General features: G+C 66.8%; 37 protein-coding genes. All 37 read left to right on the forward strand.

Annotated elements, in window-relative coordinates:
• Window positions 1-190 precede the first annotated feature (190 nt).
• The 37 genes from ABZ215_RS24800 to ABZ215_RS24980 all read left to right on the forward strand — a co-directional run bounded on the left by ABZ215_RS24800 (window position 191) and on the right by ABZ215_RS24980 (window position 15,850).
• A complete protein-coding gene (locus ABZ215_RS24800; protein WP_354951931.1) occupies window positions 191-535 on the forward strand; it encodes a hypothetical protein in 345 nt (114 codons plus the stop codon).
• Window positions 536-977: 442 nt separating this feature from the next.
• Window positions 978-1,979, forward strand: a complete 1,002-nt coding sequence (locus ABZ215_RS24805) for a hypothetical protein (protein WP_354951933.1) — start codon at window positions 978-980, stop codon at window positions 1,977-1,979.
• Window positions 1,980-1,990: 11 nt separating this feature from the next.
• Window positions 1,991-2,602 carry an ATP-binding protein gene (locus tag ABZ215_RS24810; RefSeq protein WP_354951935.1) on the forward strand — a complete coding sequence of 204 codons (612 nt, stop codon included), beginning with the start codon at window positions 1,991-1,993 and terminating at the stop codon, window positions 2,600-2,602.
• Between the two features lie 62 nt (window positions 2,603-2,664).
• Entirely contained in the window at window positions 2,665-3,582 is a 918-nt protein-coding gene (locus ABZ215_RS24815; protein WP_354951937.1) for a DnaB-like helicase C-terminal domain-containing protein, read from the forward strand.
• Window positions 3,579-3,869, forward strand: a complete 291-nt coding sequence (locus ABZ215_RS24820) for a hypothetical protein (protein ID WP_354951939.1) — start codon at window positions 3,579-3,581, stop codon at window positions 3,867-3,869. The genes ABZ215_RS24815 and ABZ215_RS24820 overlap by 4 nt, the downstream gene beginning before the upstream one ends.
• Window positions 3,862-4,242, forward strand: a complete 381-nt coding sequence (locus tag ABZ215_RS24825) for a hypothetical protein (RefSeq protein WP_354951941.1) — start codon at window positions 3,862-3,864, stop codon at window positions 4,240-4,242. The genes ABZ215_RS24820 and ABZ215_RS24825 overlap by 8 nt, the downstream gene beginning before the upstream one ends.
• Window positions 4,243-4,287: 45 nt before the next feature.
• A complete protein-coding gene (locus tag ABZ215_RS24830; RefSeq protein WP_354951943.1) occupies window positions 4,288-4,428 on the forward strand; it encodes a hypothetical protein in 141 nt (46 codons plus the stop codon).
• Window positions 4,425-4,643, forward strand: a complete 219-nt coding sequence (locus ABZ215_RS24835; protein ID WP_354951945.1) for a hypothetical protein — start codon at window positions 4,425-4,427, stop codon at window positions 4,641-4,643. Before ABZ215_RS24830 ends, ABZ215_RS24835 begins: the two co-directional genes overlap by 4 nt.
• 220 nt (window positions 4,644-4,863) lie before the next feature.
• Complete coding sequence (locus tag ABZ215_RS24840; protein ID WP_354951947.1) at window positions 4,864-5,130, forward strand: hypothetical protein; 267 nt, start codon at window positions 4,864-4,866, stop codon at window positions 5,128-5,130.
• Entirely contained in the window at window positions 5,127-5,555 is a 429-nt protein-coding gene (locus ABZ215_RS24845) for a hypothetical protein (protein ID WP_354951949.1), read from the forward strand. Before ABZ215_RS24840 ends, ABZ215_RS24845 begins: the two co-directional genes overlap by 4 nt.
• On the forward strand, window positions 5,552-5,983 hold the full coding sequence (locus ABZ215_RS24850) for a hypothetical protein (RefSeq protein ID WP_354951951.1): 432 nt from the start codon (window positions 5,552-5,554) through the stop codon (window positions 5,981-5,983). Before ABZ215_RS24845 ends, ABZ215_RS24850 begins: the two co-directional genes overlap by 4 nt.
• Window positions 5,980-6,267 carry a hypothetical protein gene (locus ABZ215_RS24855; protein ID WP_354951953.1) on the forward strand — a complete coding sequence of 96 codons (288 nt, stop codon included), beginning with the start codon at window positions 5,980-5,982 and terminating at the stop codon, window positions 6,265-6,267. The genes ABZ215_RS24850 and ABZ215_RS24855 overlap by 4 nt, the downstream gene beginning before the upstream one ends.
• On the forward strand, window positions 6,264-6,470 hold the full coding sequence (locus tag ABZ215_RS24860; protein WP_354951955.1) for a hypothetical protein: 207 nt from the start codon (window positions 6,264-6,266) through the stop codon (window positions 6,468-6,470). Before ABZ215_RS24855 ends, ABZ215_RS24860 begins: the two co-directional genes overlap by 4 nt.
• Window positions 6,467-6,694 (forward strand): hypothetical protein, encoded by a 228-nt coding sequence (locus ABZ215_RS24865; protein WP_354951957.1) that lies wholly within the window; start codon window positions 6,467-6,469, stop codon window positions 6,692-6,694. The genes ABZ215_RS24860 and ABZ215_RS24865 overlap by 4 nt, the downstream gene beginning before the upstream one ends.
• Window positions 6,691-6,912: a hypothetical protein gene (locus ABZ215_RS24870; RefSeq protein ID WP_354951959.1), complete on the forward strand. Its 222-nt coding sequence runs from the start codon at window positions 6,691-6,693 to the stop codon at window positions 6,910-6,912. The genes ABZ215_RS24865 and ABZ215_RS24870 overlap by 4 nt, the downstream gene beginning before the upstream one ends.
• A 52-nt stretch (window positions 6,913-6,964) precedes the next feature.
• Window positions 6,965-7,108 (forward strand): hypothetical protein, encoded by a 144-nt coding sequence (locus tag ABZ215_RS24875; RefSeq protein ID WP_354951961.1) that lies wholly within the window; start codon window positions 6,965-6,967, stop codon window positions 7,106-7,108.
• A gap of 1 nt (window position 7,109) precedes the next feature.
• Entirely contained in the window at window positions 7,110-8,039 is a 930-nt protein-coding gene (locus ABZ215_RS24880; RefSeq protein WP_354951963.1) for a hypothetical protein, read from the forward strand.
• Complete coding sequence (locus tag ABZ215_RS24885; protein ID WP_354951965.1) at window positions 8,036-8,293, forward strand: hypothetical protein; 258 nt, start codon at window positions 8,036-8,038, stop codon at window positions 8,291-8,293. The genes ABZ215_RS24880 and ABZ215_RS24885 overlap by 4 nt, the downstream gene beginning before the upstream one ends.
• A complete protein-coding gene (locus tag ABZ215_RS24890; protein WP_354951967.1) occupies window positions 8,290-8,610 on the forward strand; it encodes a hypothetical protein in 321 nt (106 codons plus the stop codon). The genes ABZ215_RS24885 and ABZ215_RS24890 overlap by 4 nt, the downstream gene beginning before the upstream one ends.
• Window positions 8,607-9,170, forward strand: coding sequence for a DNA translocase FtsK (locus ABZ215_RS24895; protein WP_354951969.1), 564 nt, complete (start codon window positions 8,607-8,609; stop codon window positions 9,168-9,170). Before ABZ215_RS24890 ends, ABZ215_RS24895 begins: the two co-directional genes overlap by 4 nt.
• Window positions 9,160-9,498, forward strand: a complete 339-nt coding sequence (locus tag ABZ215_RS24900) for a hypothetical protein (RefSeq protein WP_354951971.1) — start codon at window positions 9,160-9,162, stop codon at window positions 9,496-9,498. Before ABZ215_RS24895 ends, ABZ215_RS24900 begins: the two co-directional genes overlap by 11 nt.
• Window positions 9,495-9,707, forward strand: a complete 213-nt coding sequence (locus ABZ215_RS24905) for a hypothetical protein (RefSeq protein WP_354951973.1) — start codon at window positions 9,495-9,497, stop codon at window positions 9,705-9,707. The genes ABZ215_RS24900 and ABZ215_RS24905 overlap by 4 nt, the downstream gene beginning before the upstream one ends.
• A 37-nt stretch (window positions 9,708-9,744) precedes the next feature.
• Window positions 9,745-10,152 carry a hypothetical protein gene (locus ABZ215_RS24910; protein ID WP_354951975.1) on the forward strand — a complete coding sequence of 136 codons (408 nt, stop codon included), beginning with the start codon at window positions 9,745-9,747 and terminating at the stop codon, window positions 10,150-10,152.
• Between the two features lie 31 nt (window positions 10,153-10,183).
• Window positions 10,184-10,507, forward strand: a complete 324-nt coding sequence (locus tag ABZ215_RS24915; protein WP_354951977.1) for a hypothetical protein — start codon at window positions 10,184-10,186, stop codon at window positions 10,505-10,507.
• Entirely contained in the window at window positions 10,504-11,169 is a 666-nt protein-coding gene (locus ABZ215_RS24920; protein ID WP_354951979.1) for a hypothetical protein, read from the forward strand. The genes ABZ215_RS24915 and ABZ215_RS24920 overlap by 4 nt, the downstream gene beginning before the upstream one ends.
• Window positions 11,166-11,465, forward strand: coding sequence for a hypothetical protein (locus ABZ215_RS24925; RefSeq protein ID WP_354951981.1), 300 nt, complete (start codon window positions 11,166-11,168; stop codon window positions 11,463-11,465). Before ABZ215_RS24920 ends, ABZ215_RS24925 begins: the two co-directional genes overlap by 4 nt.
• Window positions 11,462-12,160: a hypothetical protein gene (locus ABZ215_RS24930; protein WP_354951983.1), complete on the forward strand. Its 699-nt coding sequence runs from the start codon at window positions 11,462-11,464 to the stop codon at window positions 12,158-12,160. The genes ABZ215_RS24925 and ABZ215_RS24930 overlap by 4 nt, the downstream gene beginning before the upstream one ends.
• The gene (locus tag ABZ215_RS24935; RefSeq protein ID WP_354951985.1) at window positions 12,153-12,764 is read left to right on the forward strand and encodes a hypothetical protein; all 612 of its coding nucleotides are present in this window, start codon (window positions 12,153-12,155) and stop codon (window positions 12,762-12,764) included. The genes ABZ215_RS24930 and ABZ215_RS24935 overlap by 8 nt, the downstream gene beginning before the upstream one ends.
• Window positions 12,757-13,131: a hypothetical protein gene (locus ABZ215_RS24940; protein WP_354951987.1), complete on the forward strand. Its 375-nt coding sequence runs from the start codon at window positions 12,757-12,759 to the stop codon at window positions 13,129-13,131. Before ABZ215_RS24935 ends, ABZ215_RS24940 begins: the two co-directional genes overlap by 8 nt.
• Window positions 13,128-13,391: a hypothetical protein gene (locus tag ABZ215_RS24945; protein ID WP_354951989.1), complete on the forward strand. Its 264-nt coding sequence runs from the start codon at window positions 13,128-13,130 to the stop codon at window positions 13,389-13,391. The genes ABZ215_RS24940 and ABZ215_RS24945 overlap by 4 nt, the downstream gene beginning before the upstream one ends.
• On the forward strand, window positions 13,388-13,588 hold the full coding sequence (locus ABZ215_RS24950) for a hypothetical protein (protein WP_354951991.1): 201 nt from the start codon (window positions 13,388-13,390) through the stop codon (window positions 13,586-13,588). The genes ABZ215_RS24945 and ABZ215_RS24950 overlap by 4 nt, the downstream gene beginning before the upstream one ends.
• An 8-nt stretch (window positions 13,589-13,596) precedes the next feature.
• Complete coding sequence (locus tag ABZ215_RS24955) at window positions 13,597-13,884, forward strand: hypothetical protein (RefSeq protein WP_354951993.1); 288 nt, start codon at window positions 13,597-13,599, stop codon at window positions 13,882-13,884.
• Complete coding sequence (locus ABZ215_RS24960; protein WP_354951995.1) at window positions 13,881-14,204, forward strand: DUF6221 family protein; 324 nt, start codon at window positions 13,881-13,883, stop codon at window positions 14,202-14,204. The genes ABZ215_RS24955 and ABZ215_RS24960 overlap by 4 nt, the downstream gene beginning before the upstream one ends.
• On the forward strand, window positions 14,204-14,386 hold the full coding sequence (locus ABZ215_RS24965; protein WP_354951997.1) for a hypothetical protein: 183 nt from the start codon (window positions 14,204-14,206) through the stop codon (window positions 14,384-14,386). The genes ABZ215_RS24960 and ABZ215_RS24965 overlap by 1 nt, the downstream gene beginning before the upstream one ends.
• A 257-nt stretch (window positions 14,387-14,643) precedes the next feature.
• Window positions 14,644-14,838 carry a hypothetical protein gene (locus tag ABZ215_RS24970; RefSeq protein ID WP_354951999.1) on the forward strand — a complete coding sequence of 65 codons (195 nt, stop codon included), beginning with the start codon at window positions 14,644-14,646 and terminating at the stop codon, window positions 14,836-14,838.
• Window positions 14,799-15,254 carry a RusA family crossover junction endodeoxyribonuclease gene (locus ABZ215_RS24975; RefSeq protein WP_354952001.1) on the forward strand — a complete coding sequence of 152 codons (456 nt, stop codon included), beginning with the start codon at window positions 14,799-14,801 and terminating at the stop codon, window positions 15,252-15,254. The genes ABZ215_RS24970 and ABZ215_RS24975 overlap by 40 nt, the downstream gene beginning before the upstream one ends.
• Window positions 15,251-15,850: an HNH endonuclease family protein gene (locus ABZ215_RS24980; RefSeq protein WP_354952003.1), complete on the forward strand. Its 600-nt coding sequence runs from the start codon at window positions 15,251-15,253 to the stop codon at window positions 15,848-15,850. Before ABZ215_RS24975 ends, ABZ215_RS24980 begins: the two co-directional genes overlap by 4 nt.
• Window positions 15,851-15,958: the final 108 nt, after the last annotated feature.

The following is a 15,958-nucleotide window of genomic DNA, read 5'->3' on the forward strand; positions in this document are numbered from 1 at the left end:
AAAGCCAGCCACTTCCTCGCCTTCCTCACCCTCGGAGCCGCCCTGACCTGCTACAAGAAACTCCGCAAACACACCACATGAGACACGCTCTAAGTGGGACACGCGCGTCGGAGAATCCTTCGCCCTCGTCCGAGACCTCGCCAGCACGCAGGGCGCGGAACTGCCCGAAAGAATCGCGGACGACCTGCCCATGTCCGAGTGCGGCGCGGTCGTCGCGATCGCGAACCTAACCGCCGTGTGCAACCGATACCGCAGCGAGGAACCCTGCGAATGCGGTCCGTGGGCCTTCCCTGGCCACTTCCACTGGCGGCTCACCAACGTCCGCCCGCTCACCACCGCGATCCCCGCGAAAGGGCGGCTGGGACTGTGGGAATGCGACTTGGGAGACCAGGAACCCGAGACCTTGGAGCACGTGTTCTGGCGGCTCCTAGGTGAGGGTGTGACGGTCGCGAAGATGGCAGCACACCCGGACTATCGGGCAGCGTACGACCGTGAAGGACCCTTCCTGAAGGACCTCGTCGGCGGCGACGGATGACCACCCAACCGTGCCGGCGCTGTCACCGCCCCATGCTGATGGCCCACACAGGCCCCCGCGGAGTACTCCTCCACGGGGGCCGCGGCCTCTGCCGCGACCGCTGCTGGCCCTGGGCCAAAACCCACCGCCGACTCTCCGACTACCCCCGCCGCAACCGCGACTCCCAAAGCGTCCTCACCCACCACGACGCGCTCCGCATCCTCCACCCCGACTGGTCCCAGGCCCGCATCGCCCACGAGATCGGCGTGTCCCACGCCGCGCTCCGCAAAACCCTCTCCCGAGCTTCCAGGGGCGCTCAGCGCGCCACATCCGCCCACTAGCCGAAACGAGCCCGATCGATGCCCCTCGACGAGCCTGCATCCCACGGCACCGACCTGCCCGCGCCACCCCCCGGCGTCGGGATGCTCGCCCGCGCCGCCCGCCCAGCCGGGAGGTGCCGCACATGACCCGACGCTCCATCAACGTCATCAAATGGACCCGCAACCTCCCCAAACCCGTGCGGGGCAACACCGACCGTGTCGACCGGCTCCTCCACACTGTTGCGCTCATCATGGCCGGCCACGCCAACCCGAGCAGCGGCACCGGCATCACGATCGGTCTCGAGACCATCGCACGAGAAGCGTGGTGCTCCGTGGCAGCCGCTGAGGAGGCACGCAACTGGCTTGAGAGCGAGAAGTGGTTCACCCGTACTGAGGGCCCGAAGGGGCCCGAGTGGGCGTGCAACTTCGATATTGATCGCGGCGATGTGGATCCGGTTGAGGACCGGGCCGCGAAGCGCAGGGCTGATCTCGCGGAGAACTCGCGGCGCTATCGGGAGCGGAAGAAGCAACAGAAACTGATGACGCGAGGTGATGACGCATCGATGACGCGACCTGATGACGCGAGCCGGAACGTCATCACCTTACATCATCAACGTCATCAGGTCGCGTCATCAGAATCATCACCTCGCGTCATCAAAAGTGATGACGGTGGTGATGATAACCGCAGGTCAGAGCATCACAAGTCCCTTAAGTCCCTTGAAGTCCCAAAGAGAAGTACCGGGAACTTCGACGCTGCCGCGTCGAACGACACCGAAGCCCTCTTCGAAAACCCGGCAACGGACCCACTTCCAAAGCCTCAAGTGACCCGCACCCGACGCAAGCGGCGCTACGACTACACCCCCGACTTCGAAGCCGCCTGGAAGCTCTACGAACGCAAAGGCGACAAGGCCGAAGCGTTCGCCGCCTGGACCGAAGCCATCACCCGAACAGACCCCAGCGTCATCCTCGCCGCCATCCCGCCCTACCTCGCCGCGAACCCCGAGAAGCGATACCGCAAAGACTTCGAACGCTGGCTCAACAACGACCGCTGGGATTCCGACCCAGGAGAGCCACAGAGGCGCAAATGGAACCCACACGGACACCCGAGCCGCGACCAGTGGCACAACGCCTCCACGGGCTTCTGAGAGGAGCGCCGGTGAACCCCATCGACGACATGCCCCCCGAACGCCTGCTCGAGCTGCGCAGCGTCGCGAAAGAGATCAACCCGCGAAGCCTCGACAAGGTTCCGCCCCGGTACTCCGCCGCTGAACTCACACACCCGCAGGTGCGGGCGTGGGCCGACCAGCACGCAGCCGCGATCGCCACATCGTGGCCCTCGAACAAACCGATTAGCATGCGCCCCTCCCTGCTCATCGCCGGCCCTGTCGGCACAGGCAAGACGCACAACTCGTTCGCCGCGGTCCGCTACATCGCCAGCCTGGGCGTCCCCGTCGTGTTCCAGTACGTCAAACACGCAGACATGGTCGCCGCCGGCCGCTACAAGTCGGGGTTCTCGCCTCGCGAGCACTTCGACCGGCTCACCAAAACCCCGCTGCTGATCATCGACGACCTTGGCACCGCGGATGACCCCGACGGGCTGACCGCGCGGGTCATCGACACCCGCTACGACAACCTTGACGCCACGATCTTCACCAGCAACTTCGCGTCCAAACAGATCGCCGACATGCTCGGTGAACGCGTCGCTTCCCGCCTGGCCGAAACCTGCCGGGTCGTCAACCTCACCGGGGACGACAGGAGACGCCAGTGAACGAGTCCGACGAGGAGCTGTACCGCAACATCAACGAGTTCACCTACCTGGCGAAGGAGCTGGTGGACAACGGCGACCACTTCGAGGTGCCGGCGCTCGCGCGGAAGATGCTCGGCGGCTACGCGGGCGAACCTGAGATCCCAGACCCGGCCGGGGTGGAGCCGTCGTCGGCGTGGGTTTCCGAGCTGGTCGACCCGTGGCGCACCAGGATGCACACGCGGGAGAACACCATCCCCACCCCGTGGGACGACTTCAACCACGAGTTCTCAGGGGGTGGGCTTCTGCCCAAGCGGATCTGCACCATCGCCGCACCCACAGGGTTCGGCAAGTCAGTGGCCGGCATCCAGGTCGCCACTCACGCCGCGGAGAACGGCTACCCGGCGGTGATCTTCTCGGCGGAGATGGACAAGCTCGAGGTGTTTGACCGGATCGTGGCCCGCAAGGCGCGGATCCCGCTGACGGCGATCGAGAACCGCGACCTGCAGGATTTCAACTGGCGACGGTATGAGAGCACTCTCGAGTGGTTCAACGAGCAGCCGCTGCTGATCGACGACACCGCCCCGATGTCGATCGAGTACGTCGCGTCTGCGCTGCGGCACCACGTGAAGCACAACGGGGTGAAACTCGCCGTCATCGACTACCTGCAGCTGCTGGACAGTCGTTTCAAGGCGCAGTCCCGAGAGCAGCAGGTCGCCTACCTGTCTCGACAGGTCAAGGCGCTGGTGATGGAACTGGGCATCACGATTGTGCAGCTCGCGCAGATCAACCGTGATGGGAACGTGCGCGAGTCGGCGCAGATCGAGAATGACTCGAATGTGCTCATCGTGATGAAGAAACCCGATGAGGTCGAGGGCCCGTCCCTGTACGTGGACATGGCTGTGGTGAAGAACCGCAACGGCCGTAAGGGCACCTTCCGGTTGATCTTCAACGGGAACTACGGCGACCTCGAGCGCAACGACCCGAAAGGCTTCGATCAATGACCGGTATCCACGACCAGCTCACCGAGTACTACCAGCGGGACCGCGTACCCGCCGCCGACGTGCGCACGATGGCGCTCGCGGCGCTGCTGCTACAACGGCACGATTGGCCGCGGCTCCAGATCGTCACCAACGACCGCGGCTCCTACGACATCGTGATTCGTGTCGATGGTGGCTACGCGGATCTGGACGACGCCAAGGACGTGCTGCGCACCTACGCGGTCGACGCTGCCCGGTTGCAGTTCGGGGAGTCGCAGGTGCCGCCGCTGATCGAGCGCGGCGATGACTAGCCCTGTTCGGCCGCCGGAGTACGGCTCCCCAGAGTGGCTCGCCCTGGCGAAGGACGATCCGCGCCGGCGGGAGGCGGTGCAGTTCGCCGCGGACTGCTGGCGACTGCTCACGTCTTCGCCGCATGTGGCGGAGTTGCTGGGCGAGTGGGTGGAGTGGATGCACCGTCGCACGATGCGGGAGGCGTCGTGGCGGATTTCGGCGGCTGTGGACTGGTCGGCGGTGGCGTCTGCGCCGACTTTTGCGGAGTTGGCGCGGCGCAGGGCGGTGTTTGAGGGGGAGCCGTTGTCGGCGGTGGAGGTGCGTCGGCGGGCTCGGGAGTCGTGGGCCGTGGTGGAGCGGGAGATCGCGGCGAAGTACCGCGACGCGGCTTAACTTTCCCGCTTGCGCAGCTAGCATATGTTAGCTAGAGTGTGTGGCATGAGGAACACCATCCTTCACCTCCTTGCAGACCCCGCCAGCCTGATCCTCGGCAGCCTCGCCGCGGTCGTGCTGTTCGGTGGCCTGGTTCTCGTGGTCGCGGGTGTCGTCGCGGACCGGGCAGGGCGGGGAAGACGATGAACGCGAAGATCGCGCGGGCGTGCCGGGTTGTGGCGTTCGTGTTGGACCGTGCCGCGTGGGCCGCTGACACCGCCGCCACGGTGGCCCGCTGCTACGCCGAGGCGTTCGACCAGGCCCACCGCCGCGTCCAGGCCCTGAACGCGTGGAAGGCAGCGCAAGCCGACATCCCCCGTCACGACGGGGCGTTCAACGCGGGTTACGGGGAAGCGGTATGAACCCGCAGGAACCGACGCGGCTCGTCCGTCTCCACGGCGTCCCGTGCTCGGTGTGCGAGTACCCCGCCGACGGGATGGTGATCCACCCGAACATCCGCACCATCCACCACGTGGCCAGGTTCGTGGCTCCGTGTGTGTTGCCGAATCCGCCGAAGCCGGAGCCGATTGTGGTGCCGGCTGTGCAGCAGCCTTCGGCCGCCTGACTGTCTGGGGAGACGCGATGAACGACACCACCAACCCGCCCTCGGATGACACCGGCCCGGGCATGACCCACGAGCAGGTGCAGCGGTTCGAGGAGATGCTGCGCCTGGACCGCGACATACACCAGGAGTTGGCCGCTAAAGCTGGCGAGGCCAAGCAGCGCGACGTCGAGATGCTGCACGAGGTGCAGCTGTGGACGTTGCGGAACTGTCTGAACCTGCTGCACGTGTACTCCAGCGGGCAGTACGGCGAGCCTTACCATCACCCCGAGACGGAGAAGAAATGACACTCGAACTGGCAACCCTGAACTTCGAAACCCATTCGCTTCCCGGGCTGCGCGTGTGGGGCTGGTCCCCGCGGGGGCAGGTGGAGCGCTTCGAGGTGATCGTGCAGAACGAGCACGGCGCGATCGCGTTGTGGTCGGAGCCGAACACCGAGCGGGCACGCAGACTGTTCGGCGAGGAGTCGTACGGCGGTGTGGCGATCCACTCGCCCAAGCCCCTGTTCGACTTCGCGCCCGACCCGGCGGACGAGCGCTGCGAGATCCTCGGCGGCGAGTGCTGGACCGACGGCAGCTTCCTCGCCTACACGAAGACGTTCCTGCCCCTGATCCGCAAGCACGACACGGCAGGCATCCTCCGTGAGTTGGCGGAGTGGCACCACGACCGGTTCGGTTCCCTGTCTGTTTCTGTGACCGAGGAGAAGAGATGAGCGAGCCGAAGAGCTACCTGCTGAAGGTTGCTACCGAGACCACGATCGACGAGCTGGCAGAGAACGTCAACGCGATGATCCATGACCACGACGAGCTGTTGGAGTTCGTTCTTCGCTTGGACGAGGCCGTGGCAGATCTGGATTTCACTGAGGAGCTGTACCGCCGTCTGGGGAAGGTGTTGGAGGCGGAGTACGCGGCTGACCCGGAGTTGGTGAAGGCGGGCGGATCCGGCCGCGCCGCGCTTTCCGAGGAAAGGTTGGAGAGCACACTCCCGACGCACGTGCAGCACCTCGTGTCCGGCGATGTCGCGAAGGTGTTGGCGTGGCACTCGGAGGGCTACACCGCTGACTTCGGCGCAGGCCCCGAGTACGTGAAGGCACTGGACGTGCGCCCGGTCCGCGCTGCTTTGTCTGAGGAGACCCGATGAGGAACCCGTTCCGACGCACGAAGACCGTCTACCTGCTCAAGACCGGCACCGTCCCGCGCGTCGCCGACGACGCGTTCGCCAGCGAGGACGACGTGCTGACCTATCTCGGGTTGGAGCACTTCGACGTGCTCGACAAGACCGAGTCGGGTCGGATGACTGTGTACCGGGTGCGGGACATGCTGTCCGACCGCGAAATGGTGTTTCGGGTCCTGCACGTGCGGGTTCTCGCCAACACTCCGACGTTGATCGTGCCGGTTCTCAACGCGCCGTGGGAGACCCGATGAGCGACACTGCGAAGGACTACATCGAGGACGGCGAGTGGGTTTCGGCTCACCGCCCGGACCGCGCGGGCGCAGTGGTGCTGGGCGAGCTGCTGCCGTACGACGGCAAGCAGGGCGAGCGGGTGCGTGACGAGCAGGGGCAGGTGTGGTGTGTGGTGGCTGATTCGGTGCGCCCCGTGCCTCGCCCGGATGCAGGTGCCCGATGAACGACCTCGGCGCAGTGTTCGACGAGCCCCAGGAGGAGCAGTTCGCGATCCTGTCCAACGAAAACGACCCGGACATGGCGGCCATTGAGTACTGCAACAGCCTCGAAGACGCAGTGAGGTCCGCTGCCCGCCACTACCAGGGTGAGCAGCGGCGAATCGTTCGTCGTGTCGTGACGTACGGGCAGTGGGAGACCGTCGAGCGCGGCCGGGGGTGTGTGACGTGACCACCCCAACCCGCCAGATCCGCGATGTTCCGCTCGGCCGGCACGTCACCACCCGCCGCGGTGACTACGTCGTGTCCGTCACCCGCATCCCCCTGTCGGACGTGGTGTTCACCGCCGCCTACCCCGCCGACGTGGAGGGCACGGTCGTCTCGTTCAAACCGGCCGTCGAACTGCCCGGGGATTGCCCGGACCAGGTCGCCGACCTCCTGCCCGCCTGACCCGAAGGGACCTCGATGGCCACCAAGGAGACCACCGCCGTGCCTCGCCCTGGTGAGGTGTGGCAGCTCATGGGTCCACCCCGCCGCCACCGCCGGGCTGCTGGAGTTCCTGGACTCCCGCGGTCTGAAGCTGGCGCGCTTCCCGAACGACGCCGACGACCTGCCGACATTCGCCCTCACCCCGAAGGAGGTCTGACGTGATGACCACCAACCCCGAACACCCCCGCGCGCACGCGATCGCGCTACGCACCTACGCCGAGAACTGGGCGGCCGGGCGCGTGCCGGAGCCGAGCGCTGCGAAGGTCGCCGACCTGGCCAACAAGATCCTCGCTGGCGTGAACGAACTGGCCGGGCAGGGGGCAGCAGACGACACCGGCCGACTCCGCGCCGACGACAGCCAGCAGCGCGAGAAGATCGCCCACGCCTACCACGAGCTGAAGAAGATCCTCGCCCTGTTCGACGCCACCGCCGAGGACATGGACGTTGCCGACGTGTCGGACTTCGTGGGCGAGGAGGTCGACCGACTTCGCGCCGCGTTAGAGACGGCGCATCGTCAGGTCGATCGCTCGATCCGGCGCCTTCAGCAGGTGCAGGATCCGAGGAGCCCGCGTGTCGTGTGCATCTGCGGGTCGATGCGCTTCCAGTTCGCCATGGTCGAAGCCTCGATCGACGAGTCCCTTGCCGGGCGCATCGTGCTGCTGCCGCTGGTGAACATGAAGAACCCCGATGCGCGTTGGGAGAGCGAGGAGCAGGCCGAGCGAATCAAGCGCGACCTGGACCGACTGCACTTTGCGAAGATCGACCGCGCCGATGAGGTGCTGGTCGTCAACCCGGGCGGCTACATCGGCGAATCGACCAAGCGGGAGATCGCCTACGCCGAGGAACTCGGCATACCGGTGCGCTACCTCACTCAGGTGTCCAGCCCAACACCCGAACCCGCCGACGAGCCGACACGCAAGTTCGACGTGGGCACGAAGGTCACCCGCCATGATCTGTTCGGCGTTGGCACGGTCACCCACGTCTACGACCAGCACCACCGGCGCGTGTCCTGGCCCAAGGACCACTACAGCCGTGAGCACGTGGACAGCCTCCGCGAGGTGTCCAGCCAGACAGGAGACCAGCCGTGAACCTCGTCGAGGTGATCACTCGACTCCAAACCCTGCGCGACGAGCACGGGGACCTCTGGGTCCTCCAGTGCGACGGGGACCGGCTGTTCGAGGTCGACTCGATCAGCTTCTCCAAGTTCGACGGCGACGGCCCTGCCTGCGTCGTGCTCGACACCGGGTCCGAGGCGGACCCGGACGAGCTTGTCGATCCCGAGGACAACGAGGCCGACGAAGCGATCTGGACGGCCAGTCAGACAGGAGACCAGACACGATGACCGACCACCGACTCCCCCCGATTGGCAGCGCGCAATGGTGGGCGCGCGTTGAGGATGCAGCACGTGACCTCGGCAGCGCCGACATGGCGCTCGGTCCGGCCCAGACGTGCGGCGCTCAGCACCCGACCTACCGGGACATCCGCTGCGACATCCCCGCCAACGATCACCCCGCGAACTACCACCAGAGCTGGTCGCGCGGCATCGGCTGGTATCCGCCAGGGGGCTTCCAGCCTGAGCCGTCCGGTCCTCGCCGCAACGGCGCAGTGTGGTCGTCGCTCATGGCCGACATCGACGAGCTGATCGGGGGGCAGCGGTGAGCGACACCCGACAGGCCCCCGACGACGACTTCGCCCGCGCAGTCCGCCTCGTCACCAACGCCCGCTTCGGAGCACAGAGCTTCATAGCCCGCAGACTCGGCCTCCCGTTCTCGACCGTCGCTGAGCTCATGGACCGCATGCAGGAGTGGGGCATCCTCTCCGAACGCGTCGGCACGATCGCACCAGAGGTGCTCGTGACGTTGGGCGAGGCCGAGAAGATGCTCGCGAATGGCGGCCCACTGCCCCGGGAAGAGACCAACACCGACCCCCACGACACACCGGCAGGGGCGGGGACTGCCGACACGGCACAGAGCCTCTCAGCCCGCCTCGTCGCTGCCGCCGATGCTGCGGTGTTCGAGGTTTCCGAGCGCTTCCTGTCCAACCTGATTACCAACACCCGCGTGGTGGGCAAAACCGAGGACTTCGCCCGCGCTGCCCTGGCCGTCGGTCTCCGCAAGCTGGCTGAGGAGAACAAGGGCGTCCACCTTGGCTTCGCGATGGCCGAGGACTACTTCCGCCGCCTCGCCGACGAGATCGAGGAGAGCCACGATGCCCGCTGATTCGCCGGCCGTCGTGCTGCGGCACGCCGCACACCACATCCGCCAACTCGCCGCCAAGGCCACACCCGGACCGTGGACGCTCTGGGACCGCGGCGTCGGCTGGGAGATCAACGAACTCCCCGACACCCACGACGGCACCACCTTCCGCGAGCCCGACGCCCGCTGGATCGCTGCGATGGGGCCGCAACTCGCCGAACCCCTCGCCGCGTGGCTCGATGATGTCGCGCGTCTCTGGAACCACGGCTCCATCAGCCGCCGCACCGTCGACCACGCTGTCACGATCGCTCGGGCCGTTCTCGCTACCGCCCCCACCCAGGAGAAGCCATGACCAAGGCCACCGCGCACCGCGCCCGCAAGCCGCGCCGCTGCTCCGACTGCCACCGCACCATCGCGGTCGGCGAGGTCTACATCCGCCACGTCGCCAGCCCCAACGACCCGGACGTGGGCAACGAGGGCTGGTGGCGCCTGTCGGAGTGCTCGGACTGCGCCCGACGCTGCGGCCGGGCCGACCTGATCGACACACGCGCCGCCGCCTGACCGCCCCCACCCAGGACCACCACCCCAAGGAGCAACCATGAGCATCTTCCCCGAGATCATCGCCGGATATGACGCCGCGCGAACCGCGCTGGCAGGCAAACCAGTCAAGCTCGACCACCCCGGCAGCGGCAGTGTCCACCGCCCCGCCACCGACCCCATCGAACTCATCGGCTCATTCCCAGCGGCCTACTCCGTCGAAGCGTTCATCCTCCGCGAGGGCGTGAACGTGATCCGCAACGGCCGGTGGGGATTCGACGAGCAGATGACCTTCATCGACTACCCCGTGCCCACCACCGCCCCGGACTTCCCGGCCCGGCTTGCTGAGGTTCTGGTACCCGTGGTGGACCAGGAGTTGTGGCTCGCTGCGGAGCACAAGCACCGCGACAGCATCGAGCACGGCCCGAACGCGGGCTACGAGGCGACTGACGCGGTCCGCAAGCTCTGACCCCCGTCCACCACCCCAAGGAGCAAAACCCATGACCGACACCCAGCGCGACTACTCCACTGCTGGCGAACCCGACACCGCCCCCACCTACGAGCAACTGGTGGACGCCTGTCATCGCCTCAACAACGAGTGCAACGAACTCCAGGCCGACATCGACAAGGTGGCCGAGTTCTGCGACGAGCGTGCGGACTACATCACCTCGATCGAGAACTGCCACCCCGACAACGACCGGGACTACTGGCGCTGGCAGGGGCACGCCGAGGCGCGCCGCCAGCTCTCCCAGAAGCTCGGCCTGCCGGTCGCGTGGCCGGAAGCCCCCGCCCTCACCCAGCCCGTCGAGGAGGCCCGGTCGTGACTGTCCCCCAACCACCCACCCCGCCCCAGCAGCCCATCACCCGCGTCGACCTATTCCGCCGCATGCCCCAAGGCGGCACCGAACACCGACCCAGCCCCGAGGTTGTCGACGCCACCGCAGCCATCCGACGCGCCCCAACAGGCGGCACGAGCTACCTGCGGCCGGAGCAGGTCGCGGCAGACCTCGTCCGCGACCACCCCGAGGCAGACAAGCCCGGCTGGGTCATCCTCCCGCCGTCCGAGTTCGAGCAGCGCGAACGCGAGATCGAGGACCTCCGCCACGACCTGCGCAACCGCAGCGAGGACTGCGACCGAGTCCGTGCCGTGCTGCTGCCGTTCTTCCCCGACGAGCCCGCCGGAGAGAAGGTTCGGGCCGGGTGGCTTGCGCAGCAGTGGGCAGCACCGGAGATCCAACGTCTTCGCGCCGAGGTGGCGGAGAAGGACCGAACCATCACCCAACTCCGCGACGAGCGGGACGCCTTCCGCCAGCAGGTCGGAGACTTCTTCAAGGCTGCCCACGGCCCTGACTACGTGTACCAGCCGCCCGAGGCGTACAGCGCGCTGGAGCAGTGGCTGATCGCTGTGTCGACAGGTGATGTCGAGTTCGGAGCGAGGGTGATCGGCGCTATCCGCGCTGCCCTGTCTGGGGAGGTGCAGTCGTGACGGAGAAGCCTCCGTTGGGTGACATCGACGCCACCCGGGCGTGGCTCGCCACCCGACTCGCCCAACCCGCCACCATCGTCGTCGACACCCTCCCCAACAGCGTGTGGGTCGTGGCCGTCGAGTTCGCCGGCTCCCGCAACCCCGTCGCCGCGACCGGCACCCCCGAACGCGCCGAACTCGTCGCGACAGCGCTGGCCCACTACGAGGCCAGCGAGCCGGGTGTTTTGTTCGCGCACCTCGCCGCCACCACCGGCGCAGTGCCGACCGCGTGGCCGTGCTTGAAGGAGCAGCAGTGACCGACACCAACCCGCCCGAACTGTACTGGTCCGAGTCCGAGCGCATGTTGTTCAAGGTGTACGAGGCGGAGCACGTCTCGTCGTGCACGCAGAACCGCGACGCCTTGCCGGCGGATGCGGAGCGTCTCGTCCCCGCCAGCGAACCTCCACAGGGCCAGCAGTACCGCATCACCGTGGACGTGCCGGACTGCCTGCCTCGCGAGTTGCTGGACGGTCTGTTCACCGCTGTTGCGGATGCTGTGGCGGAGTGGGAGCCGAAGGATCGGGAGGGCTGGGATTCGTTCGTGTCGGGTGGCCCCGCGGACCACACGGCCGAGGCGTACGCGGCTCGTTTGGAGGACGAGAACACGGCGCTGCACGAGCAGCTGCACCGGGCGAATGAGCTGCTGGCCGAGGAGATGCGATCTGGGAACGCGCGGATCGAGGCTGTCGCGGCGGAGGCCCGGGCGGAGTTGGGGCGTCTTCGGGAACACACCACCCAACTACCCGCAGACTGGCGCGAGCAGCTCTTCGAAGCGATCCGGAACGGGCAGGTAATCGCGACGGTGGAGTCGTGGCGTCCCGCCACCCACCCAACCCCGCAGCGGATCGACGTGGACGCGCTGCTCGCTGAGATCCCCGACGACGACCCGGGCGTCGACCGATGGGGTGGAGCGAGCCTCATCCCCGCCGAGAGCGGAGACGACGATGAGTGACTTCGTGGTCGGCCAGCGGGTCGAGTTCCGGCAGTGGGTAGAGGGCACCGTGGTGTCCGTCGATCCACTCCGGGTCCGCTCGGACTACACCGACAACCTGACTACCAACCCGGTGGAGATTCGGCCTGCCTGTGATCCTCCAACTTCTGTTGGAGCGTCGCCCGCGGCTTCCAACGAAGAGGCGGGTTCCGTTGGAGCGTCGGATGAGGTGCTGCGGTTCCTCTTTGCCCGCCACGAGGCACAGCGACGTCACGTTCGTCCTCGCTGCTGGGGCATCTCCTCCGACGCCCTGGCCTACTACGGAGCGGGCAAGGAGCCCGAACCAGGCCTCGACGAATACCCGGCCGACCCTGCTGATCTCGGGGCCTGCGAGCGCACCTACGCGATGGCGCCGGAGGGCATCAAGCCCCGTATGCGGCCGGTCCTGGAGAAGTACCGGGCGCATGTCGCGGCGCGCTACCCGGACGCCGGCGGTGAGTGGTGCAACTGCCAGGCCACCGAGGGCAGCGTGCACTACCCCGGGCCGTGGCATCCGAAGGGCGACGAGACCTGTTCCCGCCTTGTTGTGGGTTCTTCTGGACAACAGGAGGACAACCGTGGGTAGCTGCGTGATCAAAGGCGCTAAAGACCGTGACATCTACTGCGTGTGGTCCTCCATCGTCGAAGCCCCGACGTTCATCGGCTGCCGTGTGGACATGCTGCGACACCTTGGGCGGGGAGGCGAAGAGCGGATCGCTCGTGCAGACGAGCTTGGCACGTCAATGGTCGGCTGGGTCACGCCCGGAGACAGCCCCGTCGCGCACCTCACTGGCTCGTGGGACTACGGCGGTTTGATCGTCGAGCAGCGCGGCTTCCTCCCGCGCGATCGAATGGCGGACTTCCTCGTTGCCTACAGCGCCGATCCCGAGGAGGCGTACCGGCTGTTGGAGCCGTTCGAAGACGACGACGCTGGACAACAGGAGGACAAATGACCGAGGACTTCGCGGCACAGATCGCCAAACTGACACCAGAGCAGCGGCAGGAGGTCATCCGCGGCATAAACGAGTCGTTCGACGTGATCCGCACTGCGTTCCGGGAAGTGTCCGTCGGATTGCAGGCCGTGTTGCGGACGATCTACCAGCTTCCACCGATCAACGACGACGAGGCAGCAGGCGCGGTGTGGTCCCAGCTCATGGCCGATATCGACGAGTTGATCGAGCCTCGCTCGGCTGGGCAACAGGAGGAACAGTGACCGAGCCCAATCCCTACGGTCCCGTACTGCGTCGCTGCCAGTACGACGACTTCCCGGTTCGCGACGAGGAGTACGGCTGCCCGCGCGGGTGCGACCAGCGAGCCCGCGCCCGCAGTGCTGCCCTCTCCAAGCTGTCCTATGAGTCCGCCCGGGACGGTACTGATGACGAGTCGAACCGGTTCTTCATTACCCGCTAGGAGGAAACATGACTGACACCGAGACCGTGTGGTTCGAGCGCAAGCCCCGGCCGATCGAAGCCCGGCAGTTCACGCCAACCACTCGCGAGGAGGCGGAGAAGCTCGCTGAGTGGTGTGGTGGCGAGTTCTGCTGGTACGTGATGGAGCCGAGCAACAAGGACAACTGGTGGATTAGTCTCCGTCCATCCTACACGCAGGCCCGCTACGGCGACTGGGTTGCCCGCGATGAGGGGGGCCAGTTCATCGCGGTCTCGGCTGCGAAGATCGCTGCTGACTACAACCGGAGATCGTCGTGACTGATGTGGATGCTCTGGTCGCGTTCCTTCGCGCCCGCCTCGACGAGCGGTCCGATCCCGAAGCGCCAGAACCTCATCTCTCCACGTGCGCCGCTGTCCGCTGGGGGTTCGCCGAGCGGGACTGCGACTGCGGCGAGCCTGACCGTGTGCTGGCCGAGGTGGACGCCAAACGCCGGATCATCGATCACATCGAGGACCAGTGGGACGCCGCCTACGGCGAGCCGGGCCGGTTCCTTCCCCCCGAGTGGGTGGCAGTGCTGCAACTCCTCGCGCTGCCCTACGCCGATCACCCGGAGTTCCGGCAGGAGTGGAGACCCTGATGCCCGACCGTCCGAGTGTCTTCAAAGCCGCCGGGGTGTGGCTGTGGAGCTGTGACCATGGCGGCCCGGTCGGCGACATCTTCCACCCTACCGATTGGCGCGACGCGTGGACCGCCGCTCTCGCTGCCGCATCCAAACATGCCGTGCTCTACCACCGCTCCGAGAAGGGAGAGGACTTGTGACTGATCACTCGGACCCTGCGGTGTGGCGTGACCCCAACCAGCCTGTCGAGTCTCCAGCGGTGACGAAAACCTCGACTGCGGGGGTGTGGTCGTCCATCGCTCCTCCTGCTGAGGTGTGGGTTCCGTCGTACCCGGAGACCGTCGTTGGCGACTGACCACGAACACGACCAAACCCTCCTGAACCTCATCGAAGCGGTCCTCGCCCGCATCGACGAACTCGCCGGCAGCTGCGGCTGCCCCAACCCTGAGGACCCCGAATGAACGTTGAGAGCACCGTGTGGGCCGGGTTCGTGCAGGCCCACGGCCGCATCGTCGGCTACTCCACCGAAGACACCGGAGTCCCGCCCTTCCCTGTGGATGTGCCGTGCAACGACGAACTCGTCATCGAGTGCAGGACCACGGGGACGCAGGTGTGGCCGATCTACGAGCCGACCGCGGAGCCGAGACCGTGACTGTCACATTCTGGGTGCCCGGCCAACCCGCAGCGCAAGGCAGCAAACGCCACGTCGGCGGCGGCCGACTGGTCGAACAGTCGAAGGCGGTCGGCCCGTGGCGCGAGCGCGTCGCCTGGACGGCCCGCCAACACCACCCTGGCGGGCCGCTGCAAGGGCCAATCTCGATCCGGCTGCGGTTCGTCATGCACCGCCCCGCCGCCACCCCGAAACGCTCAACCCCACCCGCGGTGAAACGCCCGGACATCGACAAGATGATCCGCGCCGTGTTCGATGCCCTCACCCACGTGATCTGGCTGGACGATTCGCAGGCGGTGGAGGTGCACGCTTCGAAACGGCTCGCCGAGGTCGGCGAAACCCCGGGCGTTCTGGTCGAGGTCCGAGTCCTCACGAACGAGCAGGAGAACGCAGCGTGAAAACCACCGCCCTAGCTGTCGCCAGCGTGTTCCTGATCGCCGCGTGCGGTACAGTGCCCGCCGAAGACCAGACTCAGACTTCGTACGCCGTCGGTGAGCTGGCGAAGCTCGACGTCCGCCCCGAAGACAGCGGCGCGCACTACAACCGCGACGAGTGGGGCGACTGGACCACCGAAGACGGCTGCACCACCAGGGAACGGGTGTTGATCCGCGACGGCATCGGCACCCGTCACCGTTCCACGGACTGCCGCATCACCGCCGGCACGTGGGAGTCCATCTACGACGGCGCGGTCATCACCGACCCGCGGGATGTGGACATTGACCACGTGGTGCCGGTGGCGGAGGCGAACCAGTCCGGCGCGCGGGACTGGACAGTGGAGCAGCGGCGCGGCTTCTACAACGACATGGACAACCTCGTCGCCGTGTCCGGCACCTCGAATCGGCGCAAGTCGGACCAGGACCCGGCGACGTGGCTCCCGCAGATGTCGGCGCGCTGCTGGTACGCGGCCCGCTACGTGGACGTGAAGTACAAGTACTTCCTGACTATCGACCAGCGGGAGTATGACGCGTTGGCCGGCGTGTTGCGGGGTTGTTGACGTGTCGGGGAAGAAGGACATGCGGCAGTTGGTGCGCTGTTTGAAGAAGCAGGGGTGGAAGGCGCGGATCGCCCGGAACGGGCATTGGCGGTTGACGAGCCCACAAGG

The organism is Amycolatopsis sp. NPDC006131, assembly GCF_040614175.1.
Taxonomy (GTDB): Bacteria; Actinomycetota; Actinomycetes; order Mycobacteriales; family Pseudonocardiaceae; genus Amycolatopsis_E; species Amycolatopsis_E tucumanensis.

What these genes read in the sequence shown, in the direction of transcription:
- ABZ215_RS24825 (WP_354951941.1), top strand. Translation starts at nt 3,862, where the DNA reads ATGACTAGCCCTGTTCGGCCGCCGGAGTACGGCTCCCCAGAGTGGCTC.
- ABZ215_RS24850 (WP_354951951.1), top strand. Translation starts at nt 5,552, where the DNA reads ATGAGCGAGCCGAAGAGCTACCTGCTGAAGGTTGCTACCGAGACCACG.
- ABZ215_RS24855 (WP_354951953.1), top strand. Translation starts at nt 5,980, where the DNA reads ATGAGGAACCCGTTCCGACGCACGAAGACCGTCTACCTGCTCAAGACC.
- ABZ215_RS24910 (WP_354951975.1), top strand. Translation starts at nt 9,745, where the DNA reads ATGAGCATCTTCCCCGAGATCATCGCCGGATATGACGCCGCGCGAACC.
- ABZ215_RS24970 (WP_354951999.1), top strand. Translation starts at nt 14,644, where the DNA reads ATGAACGTTGAGAGCACCGTGTGGGCCGGGTTCGTGCAGGCCCACGGC.
- ABZ215_RS24890 (WP_354951967.1), top strand. Translation starts at nt 8,290, where the DNA reads ATGACCGACCACCGACTCCCCCCGATTGGCAGCGCGCAATGGTGGGCG.
- ABZ215_RS24905 (WP_354951973.1), top strand. Translation starts at nt 9,495, where the DNA reads ATGACCAAGGCCACCGCGCACCGCGCCCGCAAGCCGCGCCGCTGCTCC.
- ABZ215_RS24805 (WP_354951933.1), top strand. Translation starts at nt 978, where the DNA reads ATGACCCGACGCTCCATCAACGTCATCAAATGGACCCGCAACCTCCCC.
- ABZ215_RS24800 (WP_354951931.1), top strand. Translation starts at nt 191, where the DNA reads ATGTCCGAGTGCGGCGCGGTCGTCGCGATCGCGAACCTAACCGCCGTG.
- ABZ215_RS24835 (WP_354951945.1), top strand. Translation starts at nt 4,425, where the DNA reads ATGAACGCGAAGATCGCGCGGGCGTGCCGGGTTGTGGCGTTCGTGTTG.
- ABZ215_RS24830 (WP_354951943.1), top strand. Translation starts at nt 4,288, where the DNA reads ATGAGGAACACCATCCTTCACCTCCTTGCAGACCCCGCCAGCCTGATC.
- ABZ215_RS24935 (WP_354951985.1), top strand. Translation starts at nt 12,153, where the DNA reads ATGAGTGACTTCGTGGTCGGCCAGCGGGTCGAGTTCCGGCAGTGGGTA.
- ABZ215_RS24965 (WP_354951997.1), top strand. Translation starts at nt 14,204, where the DNA reads ATGCCCGACCGTCCGAGTGTCTTCAAAGCCGCCGGGGTGTGGCTGTGG.
- ABZ215_RS24820 (WP_354951939.1), top strand. Translation starts at nt 3,579, where the DNA reads ATGACCGGTATCCACGACCAGCTCACCGAGTACTACCAGCGGGACCGC.
- ABZ215_RS24955 (WP_354951993.1), top strand. Translation starts at nt 13,597, where the DNA reads ATGACTGACACCGAGACCGTGTGGTTCGAGCGCAAGCCCCGGCCGATC.
- ABZ215_RS24945 (WP_354951989.1), top strand. Translation starts at nt 13,128, where the DNA reads ATGACCGAGGACTTCGCGGCACAGATCGCCAAACTGACACCAGAGCAG.
- ABZ215_RS24840 (WP_354951947.1), top strand. Translation starts at nt 4,864, where the DNA reads ATGAACGACACCACCAACCCGCCCTCGGATGACACCGGCCCGGGCATG.
- ABZ215_RS24845 (WP_354951949.1), top strand. Translation starts at nt 5,127, where the DNA reads ATGACACTCGAACTGGCAACCCTGAACTTCGAAACCCATTCGCTTCCC.
- ABZ215_RS24865 (WP_354951957.1), top strand. Translation starts at nt 6,467, where the DNA reads ATGAACGACCTCGGCGCAGTGTTCGACGAGCCCCAGGAGGAGCAGTTC.
- ABZ215_RS24900 (WP_354951971.1), top strand. Translation starts at nt 9,160, where the DNA reads ATGCCCGCTGATTCGCCGGCCGTCGTGCTGCGGCACGCCGCACACCAC.
- ABZ215_RS24860 (WP_354951955.1), top strand. Translation starts at nt 6,264, where the DNA reads ATGAGCGACACTGCGAAGGACTACATCGAGGACGGCGAGTGGGTTTCG.
- ABZ215_RS24915 (WP_354951977.1), top strand. Translation starts at nt 10,184, where the DNA reads ATGACCGACACCCAGCGCGACTACTCCACTGCTGGCGAACCCGACACC.